This window comes from Microbacterium pollutisoli (assembly GCF_053586795.1).
Genome location: NZ_JBNYWT010000004.1, coordinates 319,299 through 342,691 on the forward strand (window position 1 = coordinate 319,299; position 23,393 = coordinate 342,691).

Here is a 23,393-nt window from a genome sequence, read left to right on the forward strand (position 1 = left end):
CCCGGAGCGGGTCGGGATCATTCGACTGAGGGAGTTGACGATGGCTGATTTCGGAGCATCGTATTCGGAGATGGAGCAGGTGGCTTCGACGCTGTCGCAGGCCCGTGACGACATCCAGGGCCAGCTGGACACGCTGAAGAGCCAGGTGGACACGCTGCTGGGTGAGGACTTCAAGACGCAGCACGCGTCGGGCAAGTTCGGTGAGGGCTACGAGGAGCTGACCACCGGTCTGAAGAACGCCACCGACGGCATCAACGACATGGCCGAGGCGCTGCTCGGCATGATGCGCGCGATCCAGGACCTGGACCAGCAGCTCGCCGGCGGCTGAGCCGCGCACACGCTTCGAGAGGGCGGGTCCGGTCGGGCCCGCCCTCCGGCGTGCGGTCGGGGCGGGGATGGGGAGTGCTCCCCATCGACGGGGTCGTGTGGGGGTTGTTAGGTTTTCGGTGTCGGCCCGGAGCGGGTCGGGATCATTCGACTGAGGGAGTTGACGATGGCTGATTTCGGAGCATCGTATTCGGAGATGGAGCAGGTGGCTTCGACGCTGTCGCAGGCCCGTGACGACATCCAGGGCCAGCTGGACACGCTGAAGAGCCAGGTGGACACGCTGCTGGGTGAGGACTTCAAGACGCAGCACGCGTCGGGCAAGTTCGGTGAGGGCTACGAGGAGCTGACCACCGGTCTGAAGAACGCCACCGACGGCATCAACGACATGGCCGAGGCGCTGCTCGGCATGATGCGCGCGATCCAGGACCTGGACCAGCAGCTCGCCGGCGGCTGAATCGCCGCACCGGGCGGGCCGACGTATCGGCCCGCCCTTTCGACATCCCGGCACCCGTGACCGACGCAGCGGAAGTGAGTACCCATGAGCGTGAAGATCTCCTACGACGAGCTCGGCGAGCTGTACACCAACCTGCTCGCCATCTCCACGGAGTTCGACGAGGCCTCGGCCCGTCGCAGCGACCTGGAGGATGCGGTCGGCCGGCCCTACGGCTATGGCGACCTGCGCTCGGTCACCGGTGACTTCGAGAAGCAGTGGGACGACCGGCGCAACAAGCTCAACGAGGGGCTCAAGAAGGTGACCGAGCGCGCCAAGACCGTGCTCGAGGGCTTCGGCGACTTCGACGTCGAACTCGCCGCCGAGATCGCCGCCTCGATGCAGGAGGTCTGACCCGCATGGCCACGCACGACTCACCCCAGGGCCGCCCCGTCGAGGTCGTCGGCGGCAACGCCGACGACATCCAGGATCGCGGACAGCAGGTCATCAATCTCGGCGCGGCGATGACGGAGGCCGAAGGGCTGCTCACGCGCCTGGTGCAAGACGGCGCCAACATGGAGGGCGACTCCGTCGACAAGCTGCGCGAGGTCTCGGAGGATGTCTACAAGGAACTGGGGCGCGCCGCCGACCTCTACGTGAAGGTCGGCCCGTACATCAAGGAGTACGGCGTCGATCTGGCCGCGGTCCAGTCGGCGATGTCCACCATCGTCAGCACGGCCGAATCGGCGTGGACCACGTACCAGCAGCGTCTGTCCGACTGGCAGGACGCGCAGCACTCGCCCGTCGCGTACCCCTCGGGCACGTCGCCCAGCGACGACGGATCGGCGCGCGAGCAGGCCGAGGAGGAGCACGCCGCGGCCGTCTCCGACGCGAAGGAGCTCAAGGACGCCGCCTACAAACTGTGGAAGGAGGCCGGGGACGACTTCGACGCCCAATACGACAAGTGGTGGGACGCGTTCGACAAGGCCGTCCGCCACATCCGCAGCGAGAACAGCGAGGGCATCGAGGATGACTGGAGGGACAACCTCGACGGGTTCGTCGACTTCGCGCTGGACGTCCTCGCCGTCGCCGGCGTGGTGCTGGCTGTTCTGGCGCTGGTCGTGGGCGGTCCGATCGTGGCCCTCGCCGCGGTCCTGGTGGGTGTGCTCACGCTCGCCGGCACCCTGTGGCAGTACAGCCGCGGAGATGCCTCCCTGCTCGAAGTCGGCATCGCCGTCATCGGCGTGATCCCCTTCGGCGCGCTGGGCGAGTTCGCCAGCGGCGGGTTCAAAGCCGGCATGCGGGCCTGGGGCGGGTTCTCGGCCGGGGGGCTCTCGTTCGGAGACGACTTCGCTCGGTGGGGTCTGAGCCTGCGCTCGACCAGCCCCGCGCAGTGGGTCAGCAACATGCGCACCCTCGGCCCCGAGGCCGGCTTCGTCGTCAACAGCTTCGACGACGTCCTCAGCGCGGTGATGACGGGCCAGGACCCGTTCATGTGGGAGGTCATCGGCGAGCTCGGCACAACCGGACAGCAGTTCGTGTACGGCGTCTCGGCCGTCGGCCAGCACTATGCGAACATCCTGAACGTGGTCGGAGGAGCGCAGGGCATCACCGGACTCGTGTCCAACCCGGGGGCCATCCGCTGGCCCACCTGGTGATGCCGTCGGCTATGGCAGGGTGGACACGTGGCATCCCTTCGTGAAGAGCTCGGCGGCGGCCGCGCGGGCGTCCCGCCGTTCCGGATGATGCTCCCGCCGGGATGGACGATCCTCGACACGTCGGCACAGACCGAGCAGGCGTTGCTCGGCCGCGCGCGGGAGCGCCTGGCCTCGGTCCATCGCCCCGACGCCTACGCCGCACTGTCGCAGCACGTGGAGCACGCCCTGGCGGCGGCGCGTAAGCAGGGCGCGTTCATGATGATCGTGGCCGGCGACGAGGCCCCGCCGTGGTCCACGGTGCCCATCAGCATCCTCGGCACTGTCACCTCCGGAACCCCGGCCGTCTCCCTCGACCGCATGGTGGCCGATGCCATCGAGCGCCGCGGGGCTCGCGCCCTCGACGGCAGCCGGCACTTCCTGCGCTGGGTGGATCGGCGCACCGCCGAGCTGTCGGGCGAGAAGGTCGGCGCCTACACGGTGGTGTACCTCACGCCCCTGCCCGGCAGCGGACGGCGGTCGGCCCTGCAACTGACGGCCACGCTCGCGCATCCGGTCGAATCCGACCCCGACACCGAGCCGCTGATGAAGGCGTGGCTGGCGCTGCTGGATGCCAACATCGCCACCTTCGCGTGGATGCCGGCATGACGGCGGTACGGTTCGAGTACGACGAGGCCACGGCGATCGTCGTGCCCGGCGACGGCGGGGAGGACGCGGCGCAGTGGCCCCGGGCGGCCGTCGAGCGCTTCGCCGCCCACCATGACCTGGATCCGCAGCGCCGGACCGCGCTGGAACGCGTCCTGCATCGCGCGCAGCGGGGCGCGGCAAGCGACCCGGCCACCAACATCCTGTTGCACGACCCGGGCACCGACGCCTGGGCACCGCTGCGCCTGACGCTGCTCGAGGGCGGTCTGCCGCCGGCGCAGCAGCAGGAATACCTCGCACCGGCGGGCGTCCTGCGTCCCCAGCTGCGCGGTCACGTCGCACCGGGACTGGGCGTCGGGTACTCCGCCACCGTGCTCACCGACGCCTCGACCGCCGACATCCGCTGGCTGTACCTGCCGGGCGGCCAGGCGTTCTTCGCCGTGCTGCGCGCCGTTCCGCTCCCGGCGGTGATGGGCCTGGCGGTCGCCGTCGAGAACATCCTCGAATCCGTCCGCCTGGACGGCCTCGCACCCGGCACCGCCGACGCGTTCGCGCTGGACGGACTCGTGCCGCCGGCGGACACCGGGTGGCGGTCGTGACCGACGGCCCCGCCACCCGGTACGCCCGGGTGGTCGACGACTGGCAGCCGATCGACTGGTGGAAGCTCGAGGCGCGCGCCCTGCAGGCCTCCCCGCCGATGCGCCGCGCGATCGCGTTCTTCTCGCCCGCCGAGGCCTGGCGCGACCTCGCCCGGGGCGCCGACCGCGCATGGGCGTGGGGGTGCCTGCTGACCCTGTCGCACATCGCCAGCTTCACCTTTCCCGCCGTGGCGGCGCTGGCGATGCTCGCGTGGATCGTCGACTCCGGCGCGGACGCGCCCGTCGGCTTCGCCGGCATCCTGACCGCCGTCGCAGCCCTTGTCGGCGGGGTCGGGCTGATCACCGAGCGGCGGCAGCCGTTGGATGTCGACCCCAAGATCGGCCGGCTGCTGGGCGGCTTGCACCTGATCCCCTCGGCCGCCGCGGCGCTGCTGGCGGTGGCGGCACTCACCCAGCAGGCAGCGGACGGTGCGTGGGGGCTGGCCGGCATCGGCGCCGACATCCTCGTCGGAGCGCTGCACTTCGTCGTGTACCGCGGCCCCGCCGAGGCAGGGACCGAGCGCTGGCGACGCAACTTCGCGCGACTGGAAGCCGCACTCGACGCGCTGCCCGCCGACGAGAGGGCCCGCATCTACGCGGACCTGCAGCAGGCGTTCGACGTGATGGCCCAGCGCCGCATCGTCCCCGACGACGCGCTGGTGCGCGCCCGTGACGTCCGGCCGGGGCTGCTCGGGATGACGATGGCCCCTCGCGACGACCTGCGCCCCACGTCCTGATCCGGCCACCGGCCGCGCACCGCCGCCGGAGATCGGGGCCACCGGTGGGTGCCCCGGCATCCCTCATGGGCAGTGCTCCCCATCGCGAGCGCGCCGCGGCGCTGAGTAGGTTTCTGGTAACGGCATGCAGACGCCAGAGGAGAACGCCATGACAGACGCGGTCTGGATCAACTACGCGTTGCTGGAGCGGACGAGCAACCGGCTCGGCCGGATCATCGAGGAGCTCGAGGACGCGGGCGGCCTCGCCGACGAGCTGCAGGACGCCATCGGCCGGCCCTTCGGTCACGGCGCGCTGCGCGACCGGGCGGGCGACTTCGAGGGTCAGTGGAACAACAAGCGCAACGACCTCGTGCGCGACATCACCAAGATCCACGAGCATGTCGTCGGCGTCCTCGAGGGATTCGCCGACTGGGACGCCGAGACGGCATCCCAGATGGATGTCGACGCATCCGGCACGACGGACCAGACCCGGCCGACGCCGGCCTGACAGGAAGACGGAACGAGTCATGTGGATGGAGAACTCCCCGCGCGGACGCGTCATCGAGCCCCTCGACGGCGACGGTGACGAGATCAAGCGGCACGGTCGGCGGATCCGTTCGATCGGCAACCAGATGCTGGCCAGCGCCGACGTCCTCGAAGAGCTCGCCGCCGGTGAAGACGGGCAGAAGGGGCAGGCGATCGAGAAGATCCGCGAGATCGTCGGCGACACCTACACCCAGCTGCGCCGGGCCGGCAACATGTACCAGCCGACCGGGCCGGTGCTCATCGCCTACGGCGCCGAGGTCGATCGCCTCAAGCCTCTGATCGCCGGTGTGGTGGCCGACTGCGAGTCGTCGTGGACGGCGTACTACGGCGCGCCCGGCGACCGGAACGGCCGCCTGTTCCCGCCGTCCGACCCGGACGAGGCCGAGACGGCCGCGGAAGAGGATGAGGAGAAGGCGCGCCTGTATGCGGCTTTCCGCGCCGACGGGCGCCAGTTCGACCAGTACTACGACGACTGGTCGGAGGCCTTCGACGAGGCGGTCACGGGCATCGGCGACGTGCTGGACGTCTCGATCAAGGACGGCTTCTGGGACAACGTGGACGGGTTCGTCGCGGGGGTGCTCGAGGTGCTCAGCGTCGTGGGCCTGATCGTCGCGATCGCCGGCATCATCATCGGCGGTCCGCTGTTCGCCCTGATCGGCGCCGTCATCGGCGTCGTCACCCTCGCCCTGACCGCCTACCAGTACTTCCGCGGCGATACCGGGTTGACCCAGTTGATCATCGCTGTGATCGGCGTGATACCGATCGGCAAGCTCGGCAAGCTCTTCCAGGGCAAGGCCGGCATGTTCGACTTCGCCGGGGAGATGTTCACCGCATTCCGGCCGTCCTCCTGGTCGGCGGCCGCCGGACAGCTCGGCCAGATGCGCACGATCCTGAACTTCTCGACCGGCTTCGCCAACGGCGCCTGGAACATCATCAACATGAACAACGGCAGCATCCTCGACGTGATCAAACGCACCGCGTTCGGCAAGCCCGGCGAGAAGCTGGACACCCTGTTCGACGGGCTCAGCGGCGCCGCCGGCCAGTGGGACGTGCGCAACTGGGGTCCGATGGTCTGGGAGGGCGCGCACGGTTTCGCCTCCGGTGTGTGGGGCCTGAGCGACAAGATCGCCCGCTGGACGGGCAACGCCGACCAGGCGCCCAGTAAGCAGTGGCCGTGGGTCGGGGCGTTCCTGTGAGCACGGACGCCGCGGTGGGGGTGGATGCCGCGACCGAGCAGCCCACCGCACCGCCACCCGGGTGGGGGGCTGGGATGTGGCGGCTCGACGGGCGCAACGACGCCGCGGGCTGGCTGCCGATCCCGGCGCAGGTCGACGACGTCGACGCGTGGGTGGGCACCAAGCTCGAGGAACTGCGCGCCGAATGGGCGGACGAGTGGTCTCGCGAAGCTGCCGGAGCGGCCGAACAGGTGCTGCGGGCGGGCCTCGCGGCGCGACCAGCCGATGCCGCGCAGGCGTTCCAGGTGTGGCCGCTGCGGGCGCCGATCGTCGCGCACGTCGATGTCGCGTTCGGAGAGCCGCCCGCCGGTGGCGGCCCGCGCGAGGGGATCCTGTACGAGGCCGACGGCCTGGGTGTCGGGGTGCAGACAGTCCAGCGGGTCGTCGACGAGGCGACCGGCACCGTGCTCATCGGCGTGCAGGTCAGTTTCGTCGGCGATGACGCCGCGGTCGTGGCGACGTTCCACCCGACCTTCGGCGAACTGCTGACGATGCTCATCGGGCAGTTCCACGCGCTGGTGCAGTCGCTCGAGTTCTTCCGCCCCGACGGCACGCGCGTGGTCGCCGCGGCCCCGGCCGGGTTCCTCGAGCCGGAGGGGTGGGCTGATAGCCTGCCGTCACCATGAGCTTCCGTTACGACAGCGCCCGTGACTGGGCCGTGGACCATTCGCTGGCGGCTCCCCTGTCGCTGGCACGGCTGGAGGCGGTCGCCTTCCAGGAACACCCCGAGATCTACCGGCATTTCGGCGCGACCGGTGCGGCGCTGGCCGAGACGGTCGGTGCGCCCCCGCGCAGGGGCGGGCAGCGGGCCGGCGGCATCGTCCTCGGCATCCTGGCGGTCATCGCCGCCGTCGCCCCGCTGGCCGGGTACGGCGCGCTGGTGGGGGACCGGTTCCAGTTCTACGTCATGCCCGCCGAACGCGCCGTGCCGTTCTCCGGGGTGAGCTACGCCATCGCGGTGGTCGCGCTCGTGGTCGCACTGGTTGTCTGGCTCGCCCGCGGGGCCCGCTGGTCGCCGTTGCTGCTGGGCTTCGCCGCGGTCGCGGCGCTGTGCGCGGCCGGGTCGAGCTGGACGATGCCGGGCGTGGCCGAAGACGCCGGCTACGCCGACTGGCGCGGCTGGCATGTGGTCGTGCTGGCCTGCCTCGTCGTCGCCCTGGTGATCATGGTCGCCGTGGCGGCGCGCTTCCGCGTCCGGGGCGGTGACGAACCGGAGGAGACCACCGCCGGGCCGGTGACCGTCGGCACCGTGCACGAACGGCTCGCCGCCCTGTCGCGCGAAGAGCGCGACGCCATCCGCACCGACCGCGACGCCGCGCTCGAGGTCCTGCACGAGCGCGGGCTGCTGGACGCGCAGCTGTTGGAGCGCGCCCGAGACCGCGAGCTGGGCACCCTGTACCTGCTTGACGGCACCGGCTCGAACTGAGCCGCCGAGACCCCCCAGAGAGGACCCCCGTGACTGAGCCTTCCGGTGCCGACGGTCTGAGCGACCGGCCCGAGCGGATGTCGCTGCGCGAGCAGCTGGGCGGTGCGCCCGACCCCGATTTCGAGCTGAGCCTGCCCACCGGCTGGGTGCGCCGTGAACCCGGCGAGGCGGACCGCGAGGAGCTGGTCTCGACCCTGCGCACGCGGCTCATGCAGGGGCACCGCCCCGATCTGCTGGCGCGGATGCAGCCGCTGATCGACGACGCCTTCCAGAAGATGGCGGACGAGTCGGTGATCGCCTTCTTCACGCCCGGGTCCGGCGACGACACCGCCCTGGCCATCCCCGGCTCGCTCGTGGCCTCCCTGCGGCGCACCCCCGCCGGCGATGCCAACCTCGACCCGATGATCCGGTCACTGGTGCGCGAGGCGGGCGCCACACCGCTGCTGGGCGACAAGCGCTTCCTGCGCCTGGAACGCGAGAAGACCGTCACCATGGAGGACGGCCAGCTGCGCCAGACCACAGTGGTCTACCTGACGCCCGTGCCCGGCTCCGACCACCGCCGCGCCCTGCAGCTGACGGCGACGGTGCTGCGCCCCGTCGACGCGCCGGACGACGACGAGCCGTTCGTGCTGATGAAGACGCTGTTCGATCTGTGCGTGTCGACGCTCACCTGGAAGCAGCCGGCCTGATCACCGGCGCTCGTACTGCTCGAGCCAGCGCAGCCACACCTCGCTGAGCGTCGGGTAGGCCGGCACGGCATGCCGCAGCCGGTCCAGCGGGACCGCGGCGACGATCGCGATGGTCGCCGCGTGCAGCAGTTCGGCGACGTCGGGCCCCACGAACGTCGCCCCCACGAGCACCCCCCGCTCGGTGTCGACGACCGCCTGCGCCCGGCCCCGGTAGTCGTCGGCCCGCGTCGACGCGCCGGCCAGGCCCGCCAGATCGACCTCGAGCACGACGGTGGGGATGCCGCGGTCGGCCGCCGCGGCGGCCGACATCCCGACCGCAGCCACCTCGGGGTCGGTGAACACCACTTGCGGCACCGCGTCATGGTCGGCGGTGGCGGCATGCGCGCCCCAGGCCCCGGCATCCACCTGTCCGCCCCGGGCCCGTGCCGCGATCGCGTCCCCGGTCACGCGCGCCTGATACTTGCCCTGGTGCGTCAGCAGCGCCCGATGGTTCACGTCGCCGACGGCGTACAGTCCGTCGACACCGACGACCTGGAGGGTGTCGTCGACCGTGAGCCAGTCACCCGGTGTCAGGCCCACCGAGGCGAGACCGAGGTCGTCGGTGCGCGGCACGCGCCCGGTGGCGACGAGCACCTCCGCCGCCGTCAGCGTCGTCCCGTCGCTCAGCGACAGCACCGCGTCGCCCGCGCCGTCGCGCCGAGCGGCCGTCACGGTGACCCCGGTGCGGATCCGCACCCCGGCGGCCGTCAGCGCGGCGGCCACCGCCTCACCCGCGAACGGTGCGAAACCGCGCAGCAGCCCGCCGCGCACCAGCAGCGTGACCTCCGTGCCGAACGACGCGAACGCGGTGGCCATCTCGACGGCGACCACCCCGCCGCCGATGACGGCCAGCGACGCGGGCACTTCGGTGACACTCGTGGCCTCCCGGCTGCTCCACGGGCCGATGTCGCGCAGACCCGGGATGTCCGGGAGCAGCGCCGCCGACCCGGTGCACACCGCCACCGCGTGCCGCGCCGTGAGCACGACGTCGCCACCGGACTCACCGGTGACCCGAACGCTACGCGGCCCCTCCAGGCGGCCGTGCCCGCGCACCAGGTCGATGCCCGCGCCCTCCAGCCACGCCACCTGGCCGTCGTCCTGCCAGTGGCCCACCATCTCATCGCGACGACGCAGCACCGCCGCGACGTCGAGGTCACCGGTGACCGCCTCGCGCGCCCCCGGCACGCTACGCGCCGCGTTGCGGACGGCGCCGGCGCGCAGCAGCGTCTTCGACGGCATGCACGCCCAATAGGAGCACTCGCCGCCCACGAGCTCGGCTTCGACGATCACCGCCGTCAGGCCTCCCTGCACGGCCCGATCGGCCACGTTCTCGCCGACGGGCCCGGCGCCGATCACGATGAGGTCGTACGCACGCTCGTCCATGACGTGACGCTATCGCCGTGCGTGCCGTGCGCGGTACCGCCCCCGCACAGTGATGTCCGATTTCCGCGAGCCGGGAGGTCGTGTGCGTGCGAGAGTGGACGCATGAGCCTGACGATGACTTTCGACGAGCGGTACCGCGCGATCGACGCGCGCGACGCGCGGTTCGACGGCCAATTCGTCACGGCGGTGCGTTCGACCGGGATCTACTGCCGGCCCTCGTGCCCGGCGCGCACGCCGAAGCCGGCGAACGTCACCTTCTATCCGACGTCGGCCGCCGCCCACGAAGCCGGATACCGCGCCTGCAAGCGCTGCCTGCCCGAAGCCGCGCCCGGGTCGCCGGAATGGAACCTGCGCGGCGACACCGCCGGTCGTGCCATGCGACTCATCGCCGACGGCGTCGTCGAACGCGAGGGGGTGCCCGGCCTCGCACACCGCCTGGGCTACTCGTCCCGTCACCTCACCCGGCTGCTGATGGCCGAGCTCGGCGCCGGGCCGCTCGCCCTGGCCCGCGCACACCGCGCCCATACCGCGCGCATGCTGCTGACCGGGACCGACCTGCCCATCGCCGATGTCGCGTTCTCGGCCGGATTCGCCAGTGTGCGCCAGTTCAACGACACCATCCGCGAGGTGTTCGACCTGTCGCCCGGGCAGCTGCGCGCCCGGCGGCGTGGCCCGAGCCCGGCCGCTGCCACCCCCGGAGCGATCGACCTGGTGCTGCCGTACCGGGCGCCGTTCGACGCGGCCGGGCTGTTCGCCTGGATGGCCGCCCGTGCCGTCCCCGGCGTCGAGGCGGCGACCGCCGACGCGTTCGCCCGCACGGTGCGGCTGCCCGGCGGGCCGGCCTGGTTCGCCCTGCACATGGAAGCCGGTGGCCGGCTCCGGCTGCACGCGAAGCTGACCAAGCTCGGCGATCTCCCGGTGCTGGTCTCGCTCGCACGGCGCCTGTTCGATCTGGATGCCGATCCGACGGCGGTGGACGGCGCCCTGGCCGCGCACCCGGAGCTGACGCCGCTGGTGGCGGGACTGCCCGGCATCCGTGTACCCGGCACGGCCGACCCGCACGAGATGCTCATCCGCGCCATGGTCGGCCAGCAGATCTCGGTGGCGGCCGCCACCACCGCCCTCAGCCGCCTCGCCGACGCGCTCGGCGAGCCGGTCCCCGCCCTGACCGACTCGGCCGCGTCCACCACGGTCGCCGGGCTCACGCCCGTCGACCGGCTGTTCCCCACGATGGCCGCCATCGCCGAGCACGGCGCCGAGGTGTTGCGCGGGCCCGGCGCCCGCATCCGCGCGATCACCGTGGCCGCCCGTGCCCTGGCATCCGGTGACCTGACGCTCACGACCGGAGACGACGGCGCCGCGCAGCGCGCCGCCCTGCTGGCCATGCCCGGCATCGGTCCGTGGACCGCCGACTACGTGCGCATGCGCGTGCTGGGCGACCCCGACGTCGTGCTGCCCGGCGATGTCGCCGTCCGCACCGGCGCCGCCCGCGCCGGGCTGCCGTCCGAACCGGGCCCGTTCGCCGCATGGGCGTTGCGCGCCGCCCCGTGGCGCAGCTACCTCATGACCCACCTCTGGCGTGCCGCCGTGCCCGCCCCCTCGCCCGCCCGCCCACGGCGATCCGCCGCACTGGAGACACCATGACCGCCACCTACGAGACCATCGCGACATCCGACGGGCCGTTCACCGTGCTCGTCGACGCCCGGCAGCGCGTGCTGGCCAGCGGCTGGACCGACCGGCTCGACAGGCTGGTCGGCCGCCTCGCGCCCGGCACGGTCCCGGCCGACATCGCCGAGGGTGTCGTCACCGCCGCCGAGGCCGTGCGCGCCTACTACGCCGGCGACGTCGCCGCGATCGACGACGTGGTGGTGCACCAGCCGGGCACCGCGTTCCGGGAACGCGGCTGGGCGGCGCTGCGGCGCATCCGGCCGGGGGAGCCGCTCAGCTACGCGGCGTTCGCCGCGGCGCTGGACCGGCCCCGCGCGGTGCGCGCCGCGGCATCCATCTGCGCGAGCAACGCCCCCGCCCTGTTCGTCCCCTGCCACCGCGTGCTGCGCACCGACGGGTCGCTGGGCGGATTCGCGTGGGGTGTCGACGTGAAGCGCGCCCTGCTGGGCCGCGAACGCGAATACTCGCAGTTGCGCTCAGTGAACTCCCAGGAATAGACTGGAGGGCTCTCGCGTCGTTTCGACGCACCATCACCCCGTCGATCCAGGAGGAAGCCATGTCCACGGCCGTCGTCATCACGAAGTCCGTCGCCTTCCCCACGGTCGGCGCGTTCCCGCGAGGCGAAGGATAGGCCGCCGCAGCACGAGCTGCTGCCCGCCGACGGCTCGGAGCCGTCGCACCTTTCGTTCGCCCTCTCGGGGCCTGCCCCGGCCTCGCCGCTCTGCGCTTCGCTGACGCCTGTCCGCTCGCGCCCCGCCGTCTTCGCTCTGCGACCCCCGCTCCACCCCCAAGGATCATGTCTCTCCCTCCTGAACGCCTCTCCACTCCGCGGGCCCTGGCCCGCCTCATCCCGTTCGCGCGCCCCGTCTTCGGGCGGCTGATCGCGGGCCTGTTCGCGGCCCTGGGCGCGGCCGTCGTCTCGCTGATGATCCCCCTGGTGCTGCAGGCGGTCGTCGACGGCCCCATCGCCGACGGCGAGATCCCGCTCATCATCTGGGCGTCGCTGGGCGTGCTCGCCCTCGGTGTCGCCGAGGCGCTGTTCGTGTACCTCCGCCGCGCGTTCGTGCTGACGCCTGCGACGGGCGTCGAGTATGAGATCCGCCAGCGGTTCTACCGTCGGCTGCAGCGACTGCCGGTCGCGTTCCACGACCGCTGGCAGTCGGGGCAGCTGCTCAGCCGCATGATGCAGGACATCAACCTGCTGCGCCGCTGGCTCGCGTTCGGCTCGATCCTGCTCGTGGTCAACGTGCTCACGATCATCATCGGCGCGGTGCTGCTGTTCCGCTGGCACTGGGCGCTGGGCGTCACGTTCATCGTGGTGTCGATCCCGCTGTGGTTCTTCGGCTACCGGTTCGAGCGCAAGTACGGGGTGCTGGCGCGGCAGAGCCAGGATCAGGCGGGCGACCTCGCCACCGCGGTCGAGGAGAGCGTCCACGGCATCCGCGTGCTGAAGGCGTTCGGTCGCAGCAAGCACGCGCTGCAGAAGTTCACCCGCCAGGTCGAGACGCTGCGGCAGACCGAACTGGGCAAGGCCCGCGAGGTCGGGCTGCTGTGGTTCTGGCTCGAGGTCGTGCCGATGATCGCGTTCGCGCTGTGCCTGCTGATCGGCATCTACCTGTCGACGCAGGAGCAGCTCACCGTCGGGGAGATGCTCGGGTTCTTCGCCATGGCGACGGCGCTGCGCTGGCCGCTCGAGTCCCTCGGGTTCCTGTACTCGTTCCTGGTCGACGCGCGCACCGCGACCGACCGCGTGTTCGACGTGCTCGACGAGCAGAACGAGATCGTCGACCCGGACAACCCGCGGACGATCGCGCATCCCCGCGGCGAGCTGGCGTTCCGCAACGTGCACTTCCGCTACCAGGATGCCGCGGCCACTGAGCGCGACCTGCTCGACGGCGTCGACCTCGTCCTCGAACCGGGGGAGACGATGGCGCTTGTCGGTCTGACCGGATCGGGCAAGACGACCCTGACGACCCTGCCGACCCGGCTGTACGACGTCACCGACGGTGCGGTCGAACTCGACGGTGTCGACGTGCGCGACCTGAGCCTCGACGAGCTGCGCCGCCACGTCTCGATGGCGTTCGAGGACGCGACCCTGTTCTCCAGCACGGTGCGCGAGAACGTGCTGCTGGGCCGCGACGAACTCGACCCGCACAGTCCCGAAGCCGAAGCCGTGCTCGCCGAGGCGCTCGAGATCGCGCAGGCGCACTTCGTGCACGAACTGCCGGACGGCGTCGACACGACGGTCGGCGAAGAGGGGCTGAGCCTGTCCGGCGGGCAGCGGCAGCGGCTCGCGCTGGCCCGCGCGGTCGCGGCCAAGCCCACCGTGCTCGTGCTGGACGACCCGCTGTCGGCGCTCGACGTCGACACCGAGGCGCTGGTCGAAGCGGCGCTGCGCCGCGTGCTGGCCACCACCACCGCGCTCATCGTCGCCCACCGGCCGTCGACGGTCGCGCTGGCGGACCGGGTCGCCGTGCTCGAAGCCGGGCGCATCACCGCCGTGGGCACCCACTCGGACCTGCTGCGCACCAGCGAGCATTACCGTCACGTGATCTCGAGCCTCGAGGCCGACGATACGCGCCACCGTGAGATGGAGGTGAACCTGTGACACCCTCGACCGTCCAGGGAACCGCGGGCGAAGACCGCAGCGACTACACCAAGGAGGAGAGCCGGGCGATCCGCCGCCGCTCCCTGCGGCTGCTGGGCTCGCTCGTCGCCCCGCTGCGCGGCCTGCTCATCCTCACCGCGGTCACGATCGTCGCCTCCACGGCCCTGCGCGTGCTGGGCCCCGCGCTGATCGCCTTCGGCATCAACGAGGCGCTCCCGCGCGCCGTCGGGTTCGCCGATTGGATGCCGGCGTTCGGCGTGACGATCGCGTACCTGGTCACCGGCGTCGCCGGCGCGGGCCTGGTCGGCTGGTACGTCGTGCTGTCGGCCCGGCTGACCCAGGCGGTGCTGATGGACCTGCGCACGCGCATCTTCCGCCACACGCAGCGCTTGAGCCTCGAGTTCCACGAGAAGTACACGTCGGGCCGCATCATCTCGCGGCAGACCAGCGACCTCGAGTCCATCCGCGAGCTCCTCGACGGCGGCCTCAACCAACTGGTGCAGGGTGCGCTGTACGGCGGCTTCACGCTCGTCGCGCTGTTCCTGCTCGACTGGCAGAGCGGCCTGATCCTGGTCGTCATGGGCATCCCGCTGTACCTGCTCATGCGGTGGTTCTACCGGGAATCGCAGAAGGGCTTCCGCCTGTCGCGGGTGGTCAGCGCGCGCCTGATCGTCCAGTTCGTCGAGACGATGACCGGCATCCGCGCCGTCAAGGCCTTCCGCAAGGAGAAGCGCAACGACGAGGAGTTCGGCGACATCTCGGCCGAGTACCGCCGGGTGAACCTGAAGCTCGTGAAGCTGTTCGGCGTGCTCGACCCGGGCCTGATCCTGCTGGCCAACGTCACGATGGCCGTCGTCCTGCTGTGGGGAGCCCTGCGCGTGGTCGACGGGACGTTCCTGATCGGCACGCTGCTGGCCGCTGTGCTGTACGTGCGCAACTTCTTCGGCCCACTCGAAGAGGTCGCCATGTTCCTCAACTCGTACCAGTCGGCCAACGCGGCCCTGGAAAAGGTGTCCGGCGTGCTCGAGGAGTCGCCCACGGTGCCCGACCCGCGCGAACCGGTCGACCTGTGGACCTCGACCGGCCACATCGAGTTCCGCGACGTGGAGTTCGGCTACTCGGGCGACCGCCTGATCCTGCCCGGTTTCTCGCTCGACATCCCCGCCGGGCAGACCGTGGCCCTCGTGGGCACCACCGGTGCGGGCAAGTCGACGCTCGCCAAGCTCGTCTCGCGGTTCTACGACCCGTCGTCGGGCTCGATCACGCTGGACGGGGTCGACCTGCGGTCGCTGCACCCGAAGGATCTGCGCCGCGCGATCGTCATGGTCACGCAGGAGGCGTACCTGTTCAGCGGCACCGTCGCCGACAACATCGCCCTCGGCAAGCCGGACGCCACCCTCGACCAGATCGAGGCGGCCGCGCGCGCGGTCGGTGCGCACGAGTTCATCCAGGCGCTGCCCGACGGGTACAGCACCGACGTGAACAAGCGCGGCGGCCGGGTATCGGCGGGGCAGCGGCAGCTGATCTCGTTCGCACGGGCGTTCCTGGCCGACCCGGCGGTGCTGATCCTCGACGAGGCGACCGCCTCGCTGGACATGCCCAGCGAGCGGCAGATCCAGGACGCCCTGCAGACGCTGCTGGCCGACCGCACGGCGATCATCATCGCGCACCGGCTGTCGACGGTCGCGATCGCCGACCGGGTGCTGGTGATGGAGCACGGCCGGATCATCGAGGACGACACCCCCGACAACCTCATCGCCGGCACAGGCAAGTTCGCGCAGTTGCACGCCGCCTGGCGCGAGTCGCTCGTGTAGAGCGGATGCCGGGGCCGCCATGCCCCGGCATCCGTCGGTCACCCGCCGGTGTGGGCGCCGGCCAGGCCGGCCCGGTCGACGAAGTACCGGGCGTAGACGGCGTCGAGCTCGGGGGCGAAGCCGCCGGGCAGCAGCACCTGCGAGCCGAGGTAGGCGAACTTCTCGTCCGGTCGCGCCTGCGGGTTGTCGCCGACCGACGCCTCGATCTGCGCATGGATCGGATCGTCGGCGGGCACGCGTGCCATCTCGACGGTGACGAGGGCGTCGATGTGGGTGCGCTCTGTGTCACTCATGCGACGGTAGGCCGCGTGCAGCAGTTCATGCGCGGCCGTGGTCACCAGCACCGGGGTGCGTCGCTCACGCAGCAGATAGATGCGGTCGGTGCCCAGGTAGCAGCCCGCGTGGTAGAGCCCGCCGGGCAGCTCCTCGCCGTCGGTGCAGATCCGCGCGATCTCCGGTCCGTCGACGATCGCCGGCTCCGCGTCGTAGAAGATGAGCCGCCCCTCGGCGGTCAGCCCCATGTGGTCGGCGAGCTGGGCGATCTCGACATCCGGATCGGGCGGGATGCCGACCAGCCCGCGCGCGGCCGGCAGCGACTCGGCGACCCAGGTGCGCACCGGGAGGGGCAGCTCATCGAGGTAGAAGGTGCCCAGGAACGCGAAGGCGAGCGCGGCGCTGACCAGGAACAGGATGCGGCTCGCGCGCCGTCCCCGCGCGGAGGCCGGCGGCGGTCCGGCCGGTGGTGGCCCGGCAGATGGTGGTCCTGGCGGTGGCGGTGGTCCGGGCGGCGGCGATCCGGGCGCCTCGAAGAAGCTCATCCCGCTGCCCCGTCGCCCATGGCGCTCACTCTAGCGTTGCGGCGCGCGGGCGCCGGGTGCGCTCAGCGCTCGGGAGCAGGACGCCTAAAGGCGGATCTCGGCGACGACCTCGCCGAACTCGGTCTCGTCGACCGGGGTGAAGCCCACGCGGCGGAAGAAGGCCTCGGGTCCGCCCTCGCCGGCCTCGTAGATGACGTAGACGTGGTCCTTGCCGCGTCGGCGCGCCTCCTCGAGCAGGCCCTCGACCGCGAACCGACCGACACCGCGGCCCTGATCGTCCGCGTCGACGTTGATGCGCCACAGCACCGAGCGGAAGTGCTCCTGCGGTGCGTCGTCGTCGAAGTTGGCGCTGACGAACCCGACCACCTCGTTCTCGTCGAGCACGACGCGCTGCCACGAGGTCGCGGGATTGACCACCGCACCGGCCACGGCGTAGCTGGTCGGAGCCAGGAACTGCTCCTGTCCCGGCTTGAGGGACATGTTGTTGACCGCCACGATCGTGGAGGCCGACAGTTCTACCAACCGCAGCTCAGACATGGCAACAGGGTACCCGCCGTCGGCGGCACGCGGCACCGTCGATGACCGATCGCGACAGCGGAGCCCGCGAGATATCTCGACATCAAGATATCTCCGGGTGGTGGGATAGGCTGGAACCATCCCCGATCACGCCCGAAACGGAAGACGCATCAGGTGACCGAGTCCACAATCATCTACACCTACACCGACGAGGCGCCCGCTCTGGCCACCGCCTCGTTCCTCCCGATCATCCAGGCCTACACCGGCCAGGCGGGAGTGCACGTCGAGACCCGCGACATCTCGCTCGCCGGCCGCATCCTCGCCGCGTTCCCGCAGCGCTTGACGCCCGAGCAGCAGGTCGGTGACGCGCTCGCCGAACTCGGCGGTCTGGCCACCCTGCCCGAGGCCAACATCATCAAGCTGCCGAACATCTCGGCATCCATCCCGCAGCTGAAGGCGGCCATCGCCGAGCTGCAGGCGCAGGGCTACGACATCCCGGACTACCCCGACGAGCCCGCCTCGGTGGAGGAGAAGGACATCCGGGCCCGCTACGACCGCATCAAGGGGTCGGCCGTCAACCCGGTGCTGCGTGAGGGCAACAGCGACCGCCGCGCGCCGCTGTCGGTGAAGAACTACGCGCGCAAGCACCCGCACCTGAACAAGCCCTTCCCGGCCGGTTCGAAGACCCGCGTGGCCACGATGGGCCACGACGACTTCAAGAGCAACGAGCGCAGCTGGGTCGCCGCCCACGACGACGTGCTCTCGATCGTGCACACCGCCGTCGACGGCACCGAGACGGTACTCAAGGAAGGCCTCAAGGTCCTGCCGCGCGAGATCATCGACGCCACGTTCCTGTCGGCCAAGGCGCTCGACGCGTTCCTGGCCGAGACCATCGCCCAGGCCAAGGCCGACGACGTGCTGTACTCGGTGCACCTGAAGGCCACCATGATGAAGGTCAGCGACCCCATCATCTTCGGCCACGTCGTGCGCGCGTTCTTCGCCGACGTGTTCGCCACCTACGGCGACAAGCTGGCCGAGGCGGGCCTGTCCGCCAACGACGGCCTCGGCTCGATCCTGAGCGGCCTGGCGCAGGTCGACGGCGGCGCCGAGATCGCCGCGGCGTTCACCGCCGCGATCGAGAACGGCCCGCGCCTGTCGTACGTCAACAGCGACAAGGGCATCACCAACCTGCACGTGCCCAGCGACGTCATCGTCGACGCGTCGATGCCGGCACTCGTCCGCAACGGCGGCAAGCTGTGGGGCGCCGACGGCGGCGAGGACGACACGATCGCCGTGATCCCCGACTCGTCGTACGCCGGCGTCTACCAGGCCGTCATCGACGATGTCATCGCGAACGGTCCGCTCGACCCCACCACGATCGGCACCGTCCCGAACGTGGGCCTCATGGCGCAGGCGGCCGAGGAGTACGGCAGCCACGACAAGACGTTCGAGATCCCCTCCGACGGCACCGTGCAGGTGCGCGACAGCGAGGGCACCGTCCTCATCGAGCACACCGTCGGCGCCGGCGACATCTGGCGCGCGACCCAGACCAAGCACATCGCGGTCATGGACTGGGTGCGCCTGGCCGTCACCCGTGCCCGCGCCACCGGCGCCCCGGCCGTGTTCTGGCTCGACGTCAACCGCGCCCACGACGCGCAGCTGATCGCCAAGGTGCACCAGGGACTCGCGCTGCTGGACACCACCGGCATCCAGATCACGATCCTGCCGCCGGCCGAGGCCACCCGGTACTCGCTCGCGCGCATGCGTCAGGGGCTGGACACCATCTCGGTCACCGGCAACGTGCTGCGCGACTACCTGACCGACCTGTTCCCGATCCTCGAGGTCGGCACCAGCGCGAAGATGCTCAGCATCGTCCCGCTGCTGGCCGGCGGCGGCCTCTTCGAGACCGGTGCGGGCGGCTCGGCCCCCAAGCACGTGCAGCAGCTCGTCAGCGAGAACTACCTGCGCTGGGACTCGCTGGGCGAGTTCTTCGCCCTGGCGGCCTCGCTCGAGCACCTCGGCGAGAGCACCGACAACCCGAAGGCGAAGATCCTCGCCGACACGCTGGATGCCGCGACCGGCACGTTCCTCGAGAATGACAAGTCGCCGGGACGCAAGCTCGGCACGACCGACAACCGGGGCAGCCACTTCTACCTCGCGCTGTACTGGGCGCAGGAGCTGGCGCAGCAGACCGCCGACGCCGACCTCGCCGCCGCGTTCGCGCCGGTCGCCGAGGCGCTCGCCGCCCGCGAGGAGGAGATCGTCGCGCAGCTGCTGGCCGTGCAGGGCAGCCCCGCCGACATCGGGGGGTACTACCGTCCCGACGCCGAGCGGGTCGACGCCGTGATGCGCCCGTCGGCCGCCTTCAACGAGGTCATCGACAGCCTCCGCTGACACCGTTCCTGAAGCGGGGGTGGATGCTGCGGTATCCACCCCCGCTTCCTCTCTCCGACAGGACATCGCGCATGACCGACAGCACCCCTTTCGACTTCGCCGACGGCGATGTGCGACCGACGGGCGACCGTGGCTGCACGCCCGAGCAGGTCGCGACGCTCCTGCGCGACCGCGGTCTGATCGGTGCGGTCGGCCGCGCCCCGCAGGACGCGCTGAGCACGGCGGCAGGGATCACGGAAGACCGGCTGCCGGTGCAGCTGTGCCTGGCCGTGACCGCCGACCGGCGCGTGCTGACCAGCGCGGCCGCCGGCCCCGTGCCCGGGCCGACGCTCGCCGACGTCGTCGAGACGCTCGCGGGCGCGACCTGCTGTGACGTGGACATCGCCGAGGAGTTCGCTGCCGGGGTCGTCGAGCCGGGACCGGATGACGAGGACCCGGCGGGCATCGAGTGGGTGGACATGCCCGACGACACCCTTCCCGATGTCGTGATCTGCCGGTCGCCCCTCGACGTGCTGCCCCTGCTGGCGCGCGACGTCTCCGCCCCGCTGCGCGCGACACGGATCGGCGAGCACCTCGTGGTGCAGTTCGGGCCCGGCGCCCAGCTGCACGAGCACGGCTGGCTCGCCGCCGAGGGGCCGGTCATCGCGCTGTCGGGATTCGGCGGCGACCGGTATGTGAGCGTGCTCGTCGGCCGCGGCACCCTGCCCGGCCAGGCCACGCTGGCCCGCTCCGTGGAACTGACCCCCGTCTTCGCCCCCGACGAGGTGGCGCCCGCCACGGCTCCGATCATCGACCTGCTCGGCACCCCGCACCGGCAGCCGGATTCGCAGCTGTCCCTGCTGCGGGCCGAAGCACCGTTCGCGCACCTGGACCCGCACGCCGTGTCCGCCGCCCTGCAGTCGGAAGCGCCGGGCTGGTACGCCCGCGTCCTCACGGCGATCGGGATGCCCGCCGACGTCGCCACGGTCGCCGCCGCCGCGATCGAGGACGGCGCGCTGCCGGACGACGCGATCGAGATCGAGCCGCTCGGGTTCTGGGCGGCGCTGCGGGAGACCGTGCGCCGGTTCGACCAGGATGCCCTCGATGACACACGTCGCCGCGGACCGCTGCGCCGGCTGCACGCGCTGGGACTGCGCAAGCCGCTCGCGCTGCTGGCCACCATCATCCCCGAACTCGCGATCGGCGTGCCCGCGCTGGTCTGGGTGTGGACGGCCGACCCGCGGCCGTGGTGGATGGTCGTCATCGGCGTGGTCGCGGCACTGCTCATCGTGGATGCCGTCGCCGACATCGTGGTGATGATCCGGCGCCTGACGCGCCGCGCCGCCACCCGCTGACGGTCGCGGGGCTCGGGCTACGTCCCCGGCATCCGCCTCGCTGCGGCCTACGCCGCGGGCACCGGCATCCGCTCGCCCACGAACCCGGCCTGCACCATCCACTGCACGGCCTGACCGCCCTCGTGCTGGTTGTGGGTGTAGACCTCGATCTGCTTGTCGGTGTGCGCGTAGCGGTTGAAGGCGGCGAACACGGTCGACGGCGGGCAGATCATGTCGTGCAGAGCGACCGAGAACAGGCCGGGCGCGGTGGCCCGGGTGGCGAAGTTCGCGCCGTCGAAGTACGACAGCGTCTCGAACACCCGGTCGTCGCTGCCGCGGTGCACGGCCAGGTAGCGCACGATCTCCTCATACGGGTCCTGCCCGGTCATGCCGACAGCCCGCTCGAAGTGACACAGGAACGGCACGTCGGCCAGCACGGCCACCAGGCCCTCGGACAGGCCGCCCGCGGCCAGGGCGATGCCGCCGCCCTGGCTGGCGCCGGTCACGGCGACGCGGCCGGCATCCACCTGGGGGATGGCGCGCACGGTGTCGACGGCGCGCACCGCATCGGTGAACACGCGTCGGTAGAAGTAGGTGGCCGGGTCCAGGATGCCGCGGGTCATGAATCCCGGAGCGGCAGGGCCGCTGCCGTGCGGATCGGGTGTCGCACCGCCCACGCCCCACAGGGCGCCCTGTCCGCGGGTGTCCATCACGAGGTGCGCGTAGCCCGACGACGCCCAGCCCAGACGCTCGACCGGTAGGCCGCGGCCGCCGTTGTAGCCGATGAACTCCACGACCGCCGGCAGCGGTTCGGCGGCGCCGGCCGGCACCGTGAGCCACGCCTTGATGGGATCGCCGGCGAACCCCGAGAAGGTCACGTCGAACACGTCGATCGTGGTCAGCGGCGTCTCGACGGGTTCGACGACCGGATCGTGGGCGGCCGCGCGGGCCTCGGCGAGCGTCGCACGCCAGAACTCGTCGAAATCCGCGGGTTCGCGGACGGCAGGGCTGAAGGACCGGAGCTCGTCGAGCGGCAGATCGAAGCGGGGCATGTCCACAATCTAGCGGCATCCAGGAATCGTTTCCCGACGTGCGGGCCGGCGGGGATGCCGGGGTCAGGCGTGGATCCACACCTCGACGCCGTCGGGCGCCCAGTTGTAGATCTGCTGCGCACGCCAGTTGGGCATGCCCACGCATCCGTGGCTCATCTGGTTGCCGAAGTTGTTGTGCCAGTAGATGCCGTGGAACGCCTGGTCGCCGTTGAAGTACATGACCCACTCGACGTTGGGGACCTCGTAGTTCCAGTACGGGTTGTCCGGGTCGGAGGCCCGCATGGTCTGCGACCGCACGTGCCAGTTGATGGTGTAGTGCCCCTGATAGGTGGGGGAGATGTCGAGTCCGCTGGAGATGAGCCAGGAGTCGATGACGGCGCCGTTCTCCTTGACGTACAGGCGCTGCTCGCTGAGATCGACCTCGAGCAGCCGCACCGACTCGGCCATGGTGTGCGCGGTGACCTCGACCGGCAGCTGGTACACCGGGTCGCCGGTGGCGAGCTGGTCAGCGAAAGCGCGCGCGATGCCGTCGGCGTCGCCGAGGACCCGGCCGTCCTGCCCCGGCGTCGGGGTGGCCAGCACGGTGCCGGCGGAGTCGACGATGACGGTGCCGTCGATCGGCTCCTGGTCGACCTTCTCCTTCAGCGTGTCGACCATCGTCTGGATCTGGGCTGCGTCGGCGGTGATGACGAAGTCGCCCGACGCGTCGGGGGCCACGGTCAGCCACTGGGCCGCGGTGGCCGCCGGAACCGGCACGGTGCGCTCGTCGCCGACGTAGAAGCCGATCTTCGCCAGCATCGCGTTGAGCGCCGTCGCCGTGCCTTCGGCCTCGGCGGTGGTCGCCGCCGCCTCGACGGGGGATGCCGTGGGCTCGAACAGGAGCGAGGTCTCACCGGCCGCGAAGGCGGCCTCGACGGCGGCTTCGAGTGCGGTGACGTCGACGCCCGTGCCCGGCTCGGCCGGAGTGGCGATGTAGGCGGTGCCGTCGAAGCCCACGGCGGCGTCGACCGGGTCGGTGAACAGGTCGGGCACGGCGGCGCGCAGCGCCGCGGTGGCCATCTCGGGGTCCAGGGTGACCTCGGCCGAGACCGGGTCGCCGAACCACTGGCCCAGGTTCCACATCGGACGCTCGTCGAACGCGCGGGCGGCCAGGGCCCCGGCATCCACACTCGCGCCCAGGTCGGCGCCGGTCAGGGTCGGCCCGCCCTCACCGATCGTCACCGATGTCTCGGCGAGGCGGTGGGTGATGGCGTCGGTCGCGGCACCGGAGGTGTGCAGGCCCACGGGCGTGCCGGCGACGGCCGTGCCCGGGGCGATGAGCACGAGCGAGCCGGCGACCAGGCCCACGACGGCGACGGCGGCGGGCACCCCGATCCACAGGCCCAGGCGACGTTTGCGCGGCGCCGGTTCGGCCGGTGCCCAGGCGAGGGGCGGAGTCGGCGCCGACCCCGACTGGTCGGCATCGTCTCTGGTCACCAGAT

The 23,393-nt window shown here is 71.4% G+C and carries 23 protein-coding genes; 18 read left to right on the plus strand and 5 right to left on the minus strand.

Annotated features, from left to right (window positions below; all coding sequences use genetic code 11):
• The first annotated feature begins 40 nt into the window (after positions 1-40).
• The 12 genes from ACQ143_RS11160 (at position 41) to ACQ143_RS11215 (ending at position 8,307) form a co-directional block, all read left to right on the plus strand.
• Entirely contained in the window at positions 41-328 is a 288-nt protein-coding gene (locus ACQ143_RS11160) for a WXG100 family type VII secretion target (protein WP_449570760.1), read from the plus strand.
• A 165-nt stretch (positions 329-493) separates the two neighbouring features.
• On the plus strand, positions 494-781 hold the full coding sequence (locus ACQ143_RS11165; RefSeq protein WP_449570760.1) for a WXG100 family type VII secretion target: 288 nt from the start codon (positions 494-496) through the stop codon (positions 779-781).
• An 84-nt stretch (positions 782-865) separates the two neighbouring features.
• Positions 866-1,171, plus strand: coding sequence for a hypothetical protein (locus ACQ143_RS11170; RefSeq protein WP_449570761.1), 306 nt, complete (start codon positions 866-868; stop codon positions 1,169-1,171).
• A gap of 5 nt (positions 1,172-1,176) precedes the next feature.
• Positions 1,177-2,415 carry a hypothetical protein gene (locus ACQ143_RS11175; protein ID WP_449570762.1) on the plus strand — a complete coding sequence of 413 codons (1,239 nt, stop codon included), beginning with the start codon at positions 1,177-1,179 and terminating at the stop codon, positions 2,413-2,415.
• Positions 2,416-2,442: 27 nt separating this feature from the next.
• Entirely contained in the window at positions 2,443-3,060 is a 618-nt protein-coding gene (locus tag ACQ143_RS11180) for a hypothetical protein (protein WP_449570763.1), read from the plus strand.
• Complete coding sequence (locus tag ACQ143_RS11185; RefSeq protein WP_449570764.1) at positions 3,057-3,656, plus strand: hypothetical protein; 600 nt, start codon at positions 3,057-3,059, stop codon at positions 3,654-3,656. The genes ACQ143_RS11180 and ACQ143_RS11185 overlap by 4 nt, the downstream gene beginning before the upstream one ends.
• A complete protein-coding gene (locus tag ACQ143_RS11190) occupies positions 3,653-4,432 on the plus strand; it encodes a hypothetical protein (protein WP_449570765.1) in 780 nt (259 codons plus the stop codon). The genes ACQ143_RS11185 and ACQ143_RS11190 overlap by 4 nt, the downstream gene beginning before the upstream one ends.
• A 148-nt stretch (positions 4,433-4,580) precedes the next feature.
• Positions 4,581-4,919: a hypothetical protein gene (locus tag ACQ143_RS11195; RefSeq protein WP_449570766.1), complete on the plus strand. Its 339-nt coding sequence runs from the start codon at positions 4,581-4,583 to the stop codon at positions 4,917-4,919.
• A gap of 25 nt (positions 4,920-4,944) precedes the next feature.
• Entirely contained in the window at positions 4,945-6,153 is a 1,209-nt protein-coding gene (locus ACQ143_RS11200; RefSeq protein ID WP_449570767.1) for a hypothetical protein, read from the plus strand.
• Positions 6,150-6,818, plus strand: coding sequence for a hypothetical protein (locus tag ACQ143_RS11205; protein ID WP_449570768.1), 669 nt, complete (start codon positions 6,150-6,152; stop codon positions 6,816-6,818). The genes ACQ143_RS11200 and ACQ143_RS11205 overlap by 4 nt, the downstream gene beginning before the upstream one ends.
• Positions 6,815-7,618 (plus strand): hypothetical protein, encoded by an 804-nt coding sequence (locus ACQ143_RS11210; RefSeq protein ID WP_449570769.1) that lies wholly within the window; start codon positions 6,815-6,817, stop codon positions 7,616-7,618. Before ACQ143_RS11205 ends, ACQ143_RS11210 begins: the two co-directional genes overlap by 4 nt.
• A gap of 29 nt (positions 7,619-7,647) precedes the next feature.
• On the plus strand, positions 7,648-8,307 hold the full coding sequence (locus ACQ143_RS11215; RefSeq protein ID WP_449570770.1) for a hypothetical protein: 660 nt from the start codon (positions 7,648-7,650) through the stop codon (positions 8,305-8,307).
• Here ACQ143_RS11215 and ACQ143_RS11220 read toward each other — a convergent pair whose 3' ends face one another.
• Positions 8,308-9,729, minus strand: coding sequence for a dihydrolipoyl dehydrogenase family protein (locus tag ACQ143_RS11220; protein WP_449570771.1), 1,422 nt, complete (start codon positions 9,727-9,729; stop codon positions 8,308-8,310).
• 102 nt (positions 9,730-9,831) lie between these two features.
• On the opposite strand from ACQ143_RS11220, the gene ACQ143_RS11225 reads away from it, so the two are divergent.
• The 4 genes from ACQ143_RS11225 to ACQ143_RS11240 all read left to right on the plus strand — a co-directional run bounded on the left by ACQ143_RS11225 (position 9,832) and on the right by ACQ143_RS11240 (position 15,819).
• On the plus strand, positions 9,832-11,373 hold the full coding sequence (locus tag ACQ143_RS11225) for a DNA-3-methyladenine glycosylase 2 family protein (RefSeq protein WP_449570772.1): 1,542 nt from the start codon (positions 9,832-9,834) through the stop codon (positions 11,371-11,373).
• A complete protein-coding gene (locus ACQ143_RS11230; protein ID WP_449570773.1) occupies positions 11,370-11,894 on the plus strand; it encodes a methylated-DNA--[protein]-cysteine S-methyltransferase in 525 nt (174 codons plus the stop codon). The genes ACQ143_RS11225 and ACQ143_RS11230 overlap by 4 nt, the downstream gene beginning before the upstream one ends.
• A gap of 299 nt (positions 11,895-12,193) precedes the next feature.
• Positions 12,194-14,005: an ABC transporter ATP-binding protein gene (locus tag ACQ143_RS11235; protein ID WP_449570774.1), complete on the plus strand. Its 1,812-nt coding sequence runs from the start codon at positions 12,194-12,196 to the stop codon at positions 14,003-14,005.
• Complete coding sequence (locus tag ACQ143_RS11240) at positions 14,002-15,819, plus strand: ABC transporter ATP-binding protein (protein ID WP_449570775.1); 1,818 nt, start codon at positions 14,002-14,004, stop codon at positions 15,817-15,819. Before ACQ143_RS11235 ends, ACQ143_RS11240 begins: the two co-directional genes overlap by 4 nt.
• 38 nt (positions 15,820-15,857) lie before the next feature.
• Here ACQ143_RS11240 and ACQ143_RS11245 read toward each other — a convergent pair whose 3' ends face one another.
• Positions 15,858-16,637 carry a hypothetical protein gene (locus ACQ143_RS11245; RefSeq protein WP_449570776.1) on the minus strand — a complete coding sequence of 260 codons (780 nt, stop codon included), beginning with the start codon at positions 16,635-16,637 and terminating at the stop codon, positions 15,858-15,860.
• Between the two features lie 84 nt (positions 16,638-16,721).
• Positions 16,722-17,174, minus strand: a complete 453-nt coding sequence (locus ACQ143_RS11250) for a GNAT family N-acetyltransferase (RefSeq protein ID WP_449570777.1) — start codon at positions 17,172-17,174, stop codon at positions 16,722-16,724.
• 153 nt (positions 17,175-17,327) lie between these two features.
• Here ACQ143_RS11250 and ACQ143_RS11255 point away from each other — a divergent pair, with 153 nt between their 5' ends.
• Positions 17,328-19,547 carry an NADP-dependent isocitrate dehydrogenase gene (locus ACQ143_RS11255; RefSeq protein WP_449570778.1) on the plus strand — a complete coding sequence of 740 codons (2,220 nt, stop codon included), beginning with the start codon at positions 17,328-17,330 and terminating at the stop codon, positions 19,545-19,547.
• 71 nt (positions 19,548-19,618) lie between these two features.
• Positions 19,619-20,881, plus strand: a complete 1,263-nt coding sequence (locus tag ACQ143_RS11260) for a hypothetical protein (RefSeq protein ID WP_449570779.1) — start codon at positions 19,619-19,621, stop codon at positions 20,879-20,881.
• A 47-nt stretch (positions 20,882-20,928) separates the two neighbouring features.
• On the opposite strand, the gene ACQ143_RS11265 is transcribed toward ACQ143_RS11260, so the two are convergent.
• On the minus strand, positions 20,929-21,912 hold the full coding sequence (locus tag ACQ143_RS11265; protein ID WP_449570780.1) for an acetylxylan esterase: 984 nt from the start codon (positions 21,910-21,912) through the stop codon (positions 20,929-20,931).
• A 63-nt stretch (positions 21,913-21,975) separates the two neighbouring features.
• On the minus strand, positions 21,976-23,388 hold the full coding sequence (locus tag ACQ143_RS11270; RefSeq protein ID WP_449570781.1) for a L,D-transpeptidase family protein: 1,413 nt from the start codon (positions 23,386-23,388) through the stop codon (positions 21,976-21,978).
• Between the last annotated feature and the right edge of the window lie 5 nt (positions 23,389-23,393).

What these genes read in the sequence shown, in the direction of transcription:
- ACQ143_RS11265 (WP_449570780.1), bottom strand. Translation starts at nt 21,912, where the DNA reads ATGCCCCGCTTCGATCTGCCGCTCGACGAGCTCCGGTCCTTCAGCCCT.
- ACQ143_RS11170 (WP_449570761.1), top strand. Translation starts at nt 866, where the DNA reads ATGAGCGTGAAGATCTCCTACGACGAGCTCGGCGAGCTGTACACCAAC.
- ACQ143_RS11160 (WP_449570760.1), top strand. Translation starts at nt 41, where the DNA reads ATGGCTGATTTCGGAGCATCGTATTCGGAGATGGAGCAGGTGGCTTCG.
- ACQ143_RS11260 (WP_449570779.1), top strand. Translation starts at nt 19,619, where the DNA reads ATGACCGACAGCACCCCTTTCGACTTCGCCGACGGCGATGTGCGACCG.
- ACQ143_RS11185 (WP_449570764.1), top strand. Translation starts at nt 3,057, where the DNA reads ATGACGGCGGTACGGTTCGAGTACGACGAGGCCACGGCGATCGTCGTG.
- ACQ143_RS11235 (WP_449570774.1), top strand. Translation starts at nt 12,194, where the DNA reads ATGTCTCTCCCTCCTGAACGCCTCTCCACTCCGCGGGCCCTGGCCCGC.
- ACQ143_RS11230 (WP_449570773.1), top strand. Translation starts at nt 11,370, where the DNA reads ATGACCGCCACCTACGAGACCATCGCGACATCCGACGGGCCGTTCACC.
- ACQ143_RS11225 (WP_449570772.1), top strand. Translation starts at nt 9,832, where the DNA reads ATGAGCCTGACGATGACTTTCGACGAGCGGTACCGCGCGATCGACGCG.
- ACQ143_RS11195 (WP_449570766.1), top strand. Translation starts at nt 4,581, where the DNA reads ATGACAGACGCGGTCTGGATCAACTACGCGTTGCTGGAGCGGACGAGC.
- ACQ143_RS11250 (WP_449570777.1), bottom strand. Translation starts at nt 17,174, where the DNA reads ATGTCTGAGCTGCGGTTGGTAGAACTGTCGGCCTCCACGATCGTGGCG.
- ACQ143_RS11175 (WP_449570762.1), top strand. Translation starts at nt 1,177, where the DNA reads ATGGCCACGCACGACTCACCCCAGGGCCGCCCCGTCGAGGTCGTCGGC.
- ACQ143_RS11210 (WP_449570769.1), top strand. Translation starts at nt 6,815, where the DNA reads ATGAGCTTCCGTTACGACAGCGCCCGTGACTGGGCCGTGGACCATTCG.
- ACQ143_RS11200 (WP_449570767.1), top strand. Translation starts at nt 4,945, where the DNA reads ATGGAGAACTCCCCGCGCGGACGCGTCATCGAGCCCCTCGACGGCGAC.
- ACQ143_RS11165 (WP_449570760.1), top strand. Translation starts at nt 494, where the DNA reads ATGGCTGATTTCGGAGCATCGTATTCGGAGATGGAGCAGGTGGCTTCG.
- ACQ143_RS11220 (WP_449570771.1), bottom strand. Translation starts at nt 9,729, where the DNA reads ATGGACGAGCGTGCGTACGACCTCATCGTGATCGGCGCCGGGCCCGTC.
- ACQ143_RS11245 (WP_449570776.1), bottom strand. Translation starts at nt 16,637, where the DNA reads ATGAGCTTCTTCGAGGCGCCCGGATCGCCGCCGCCCGGACCACCGCCA.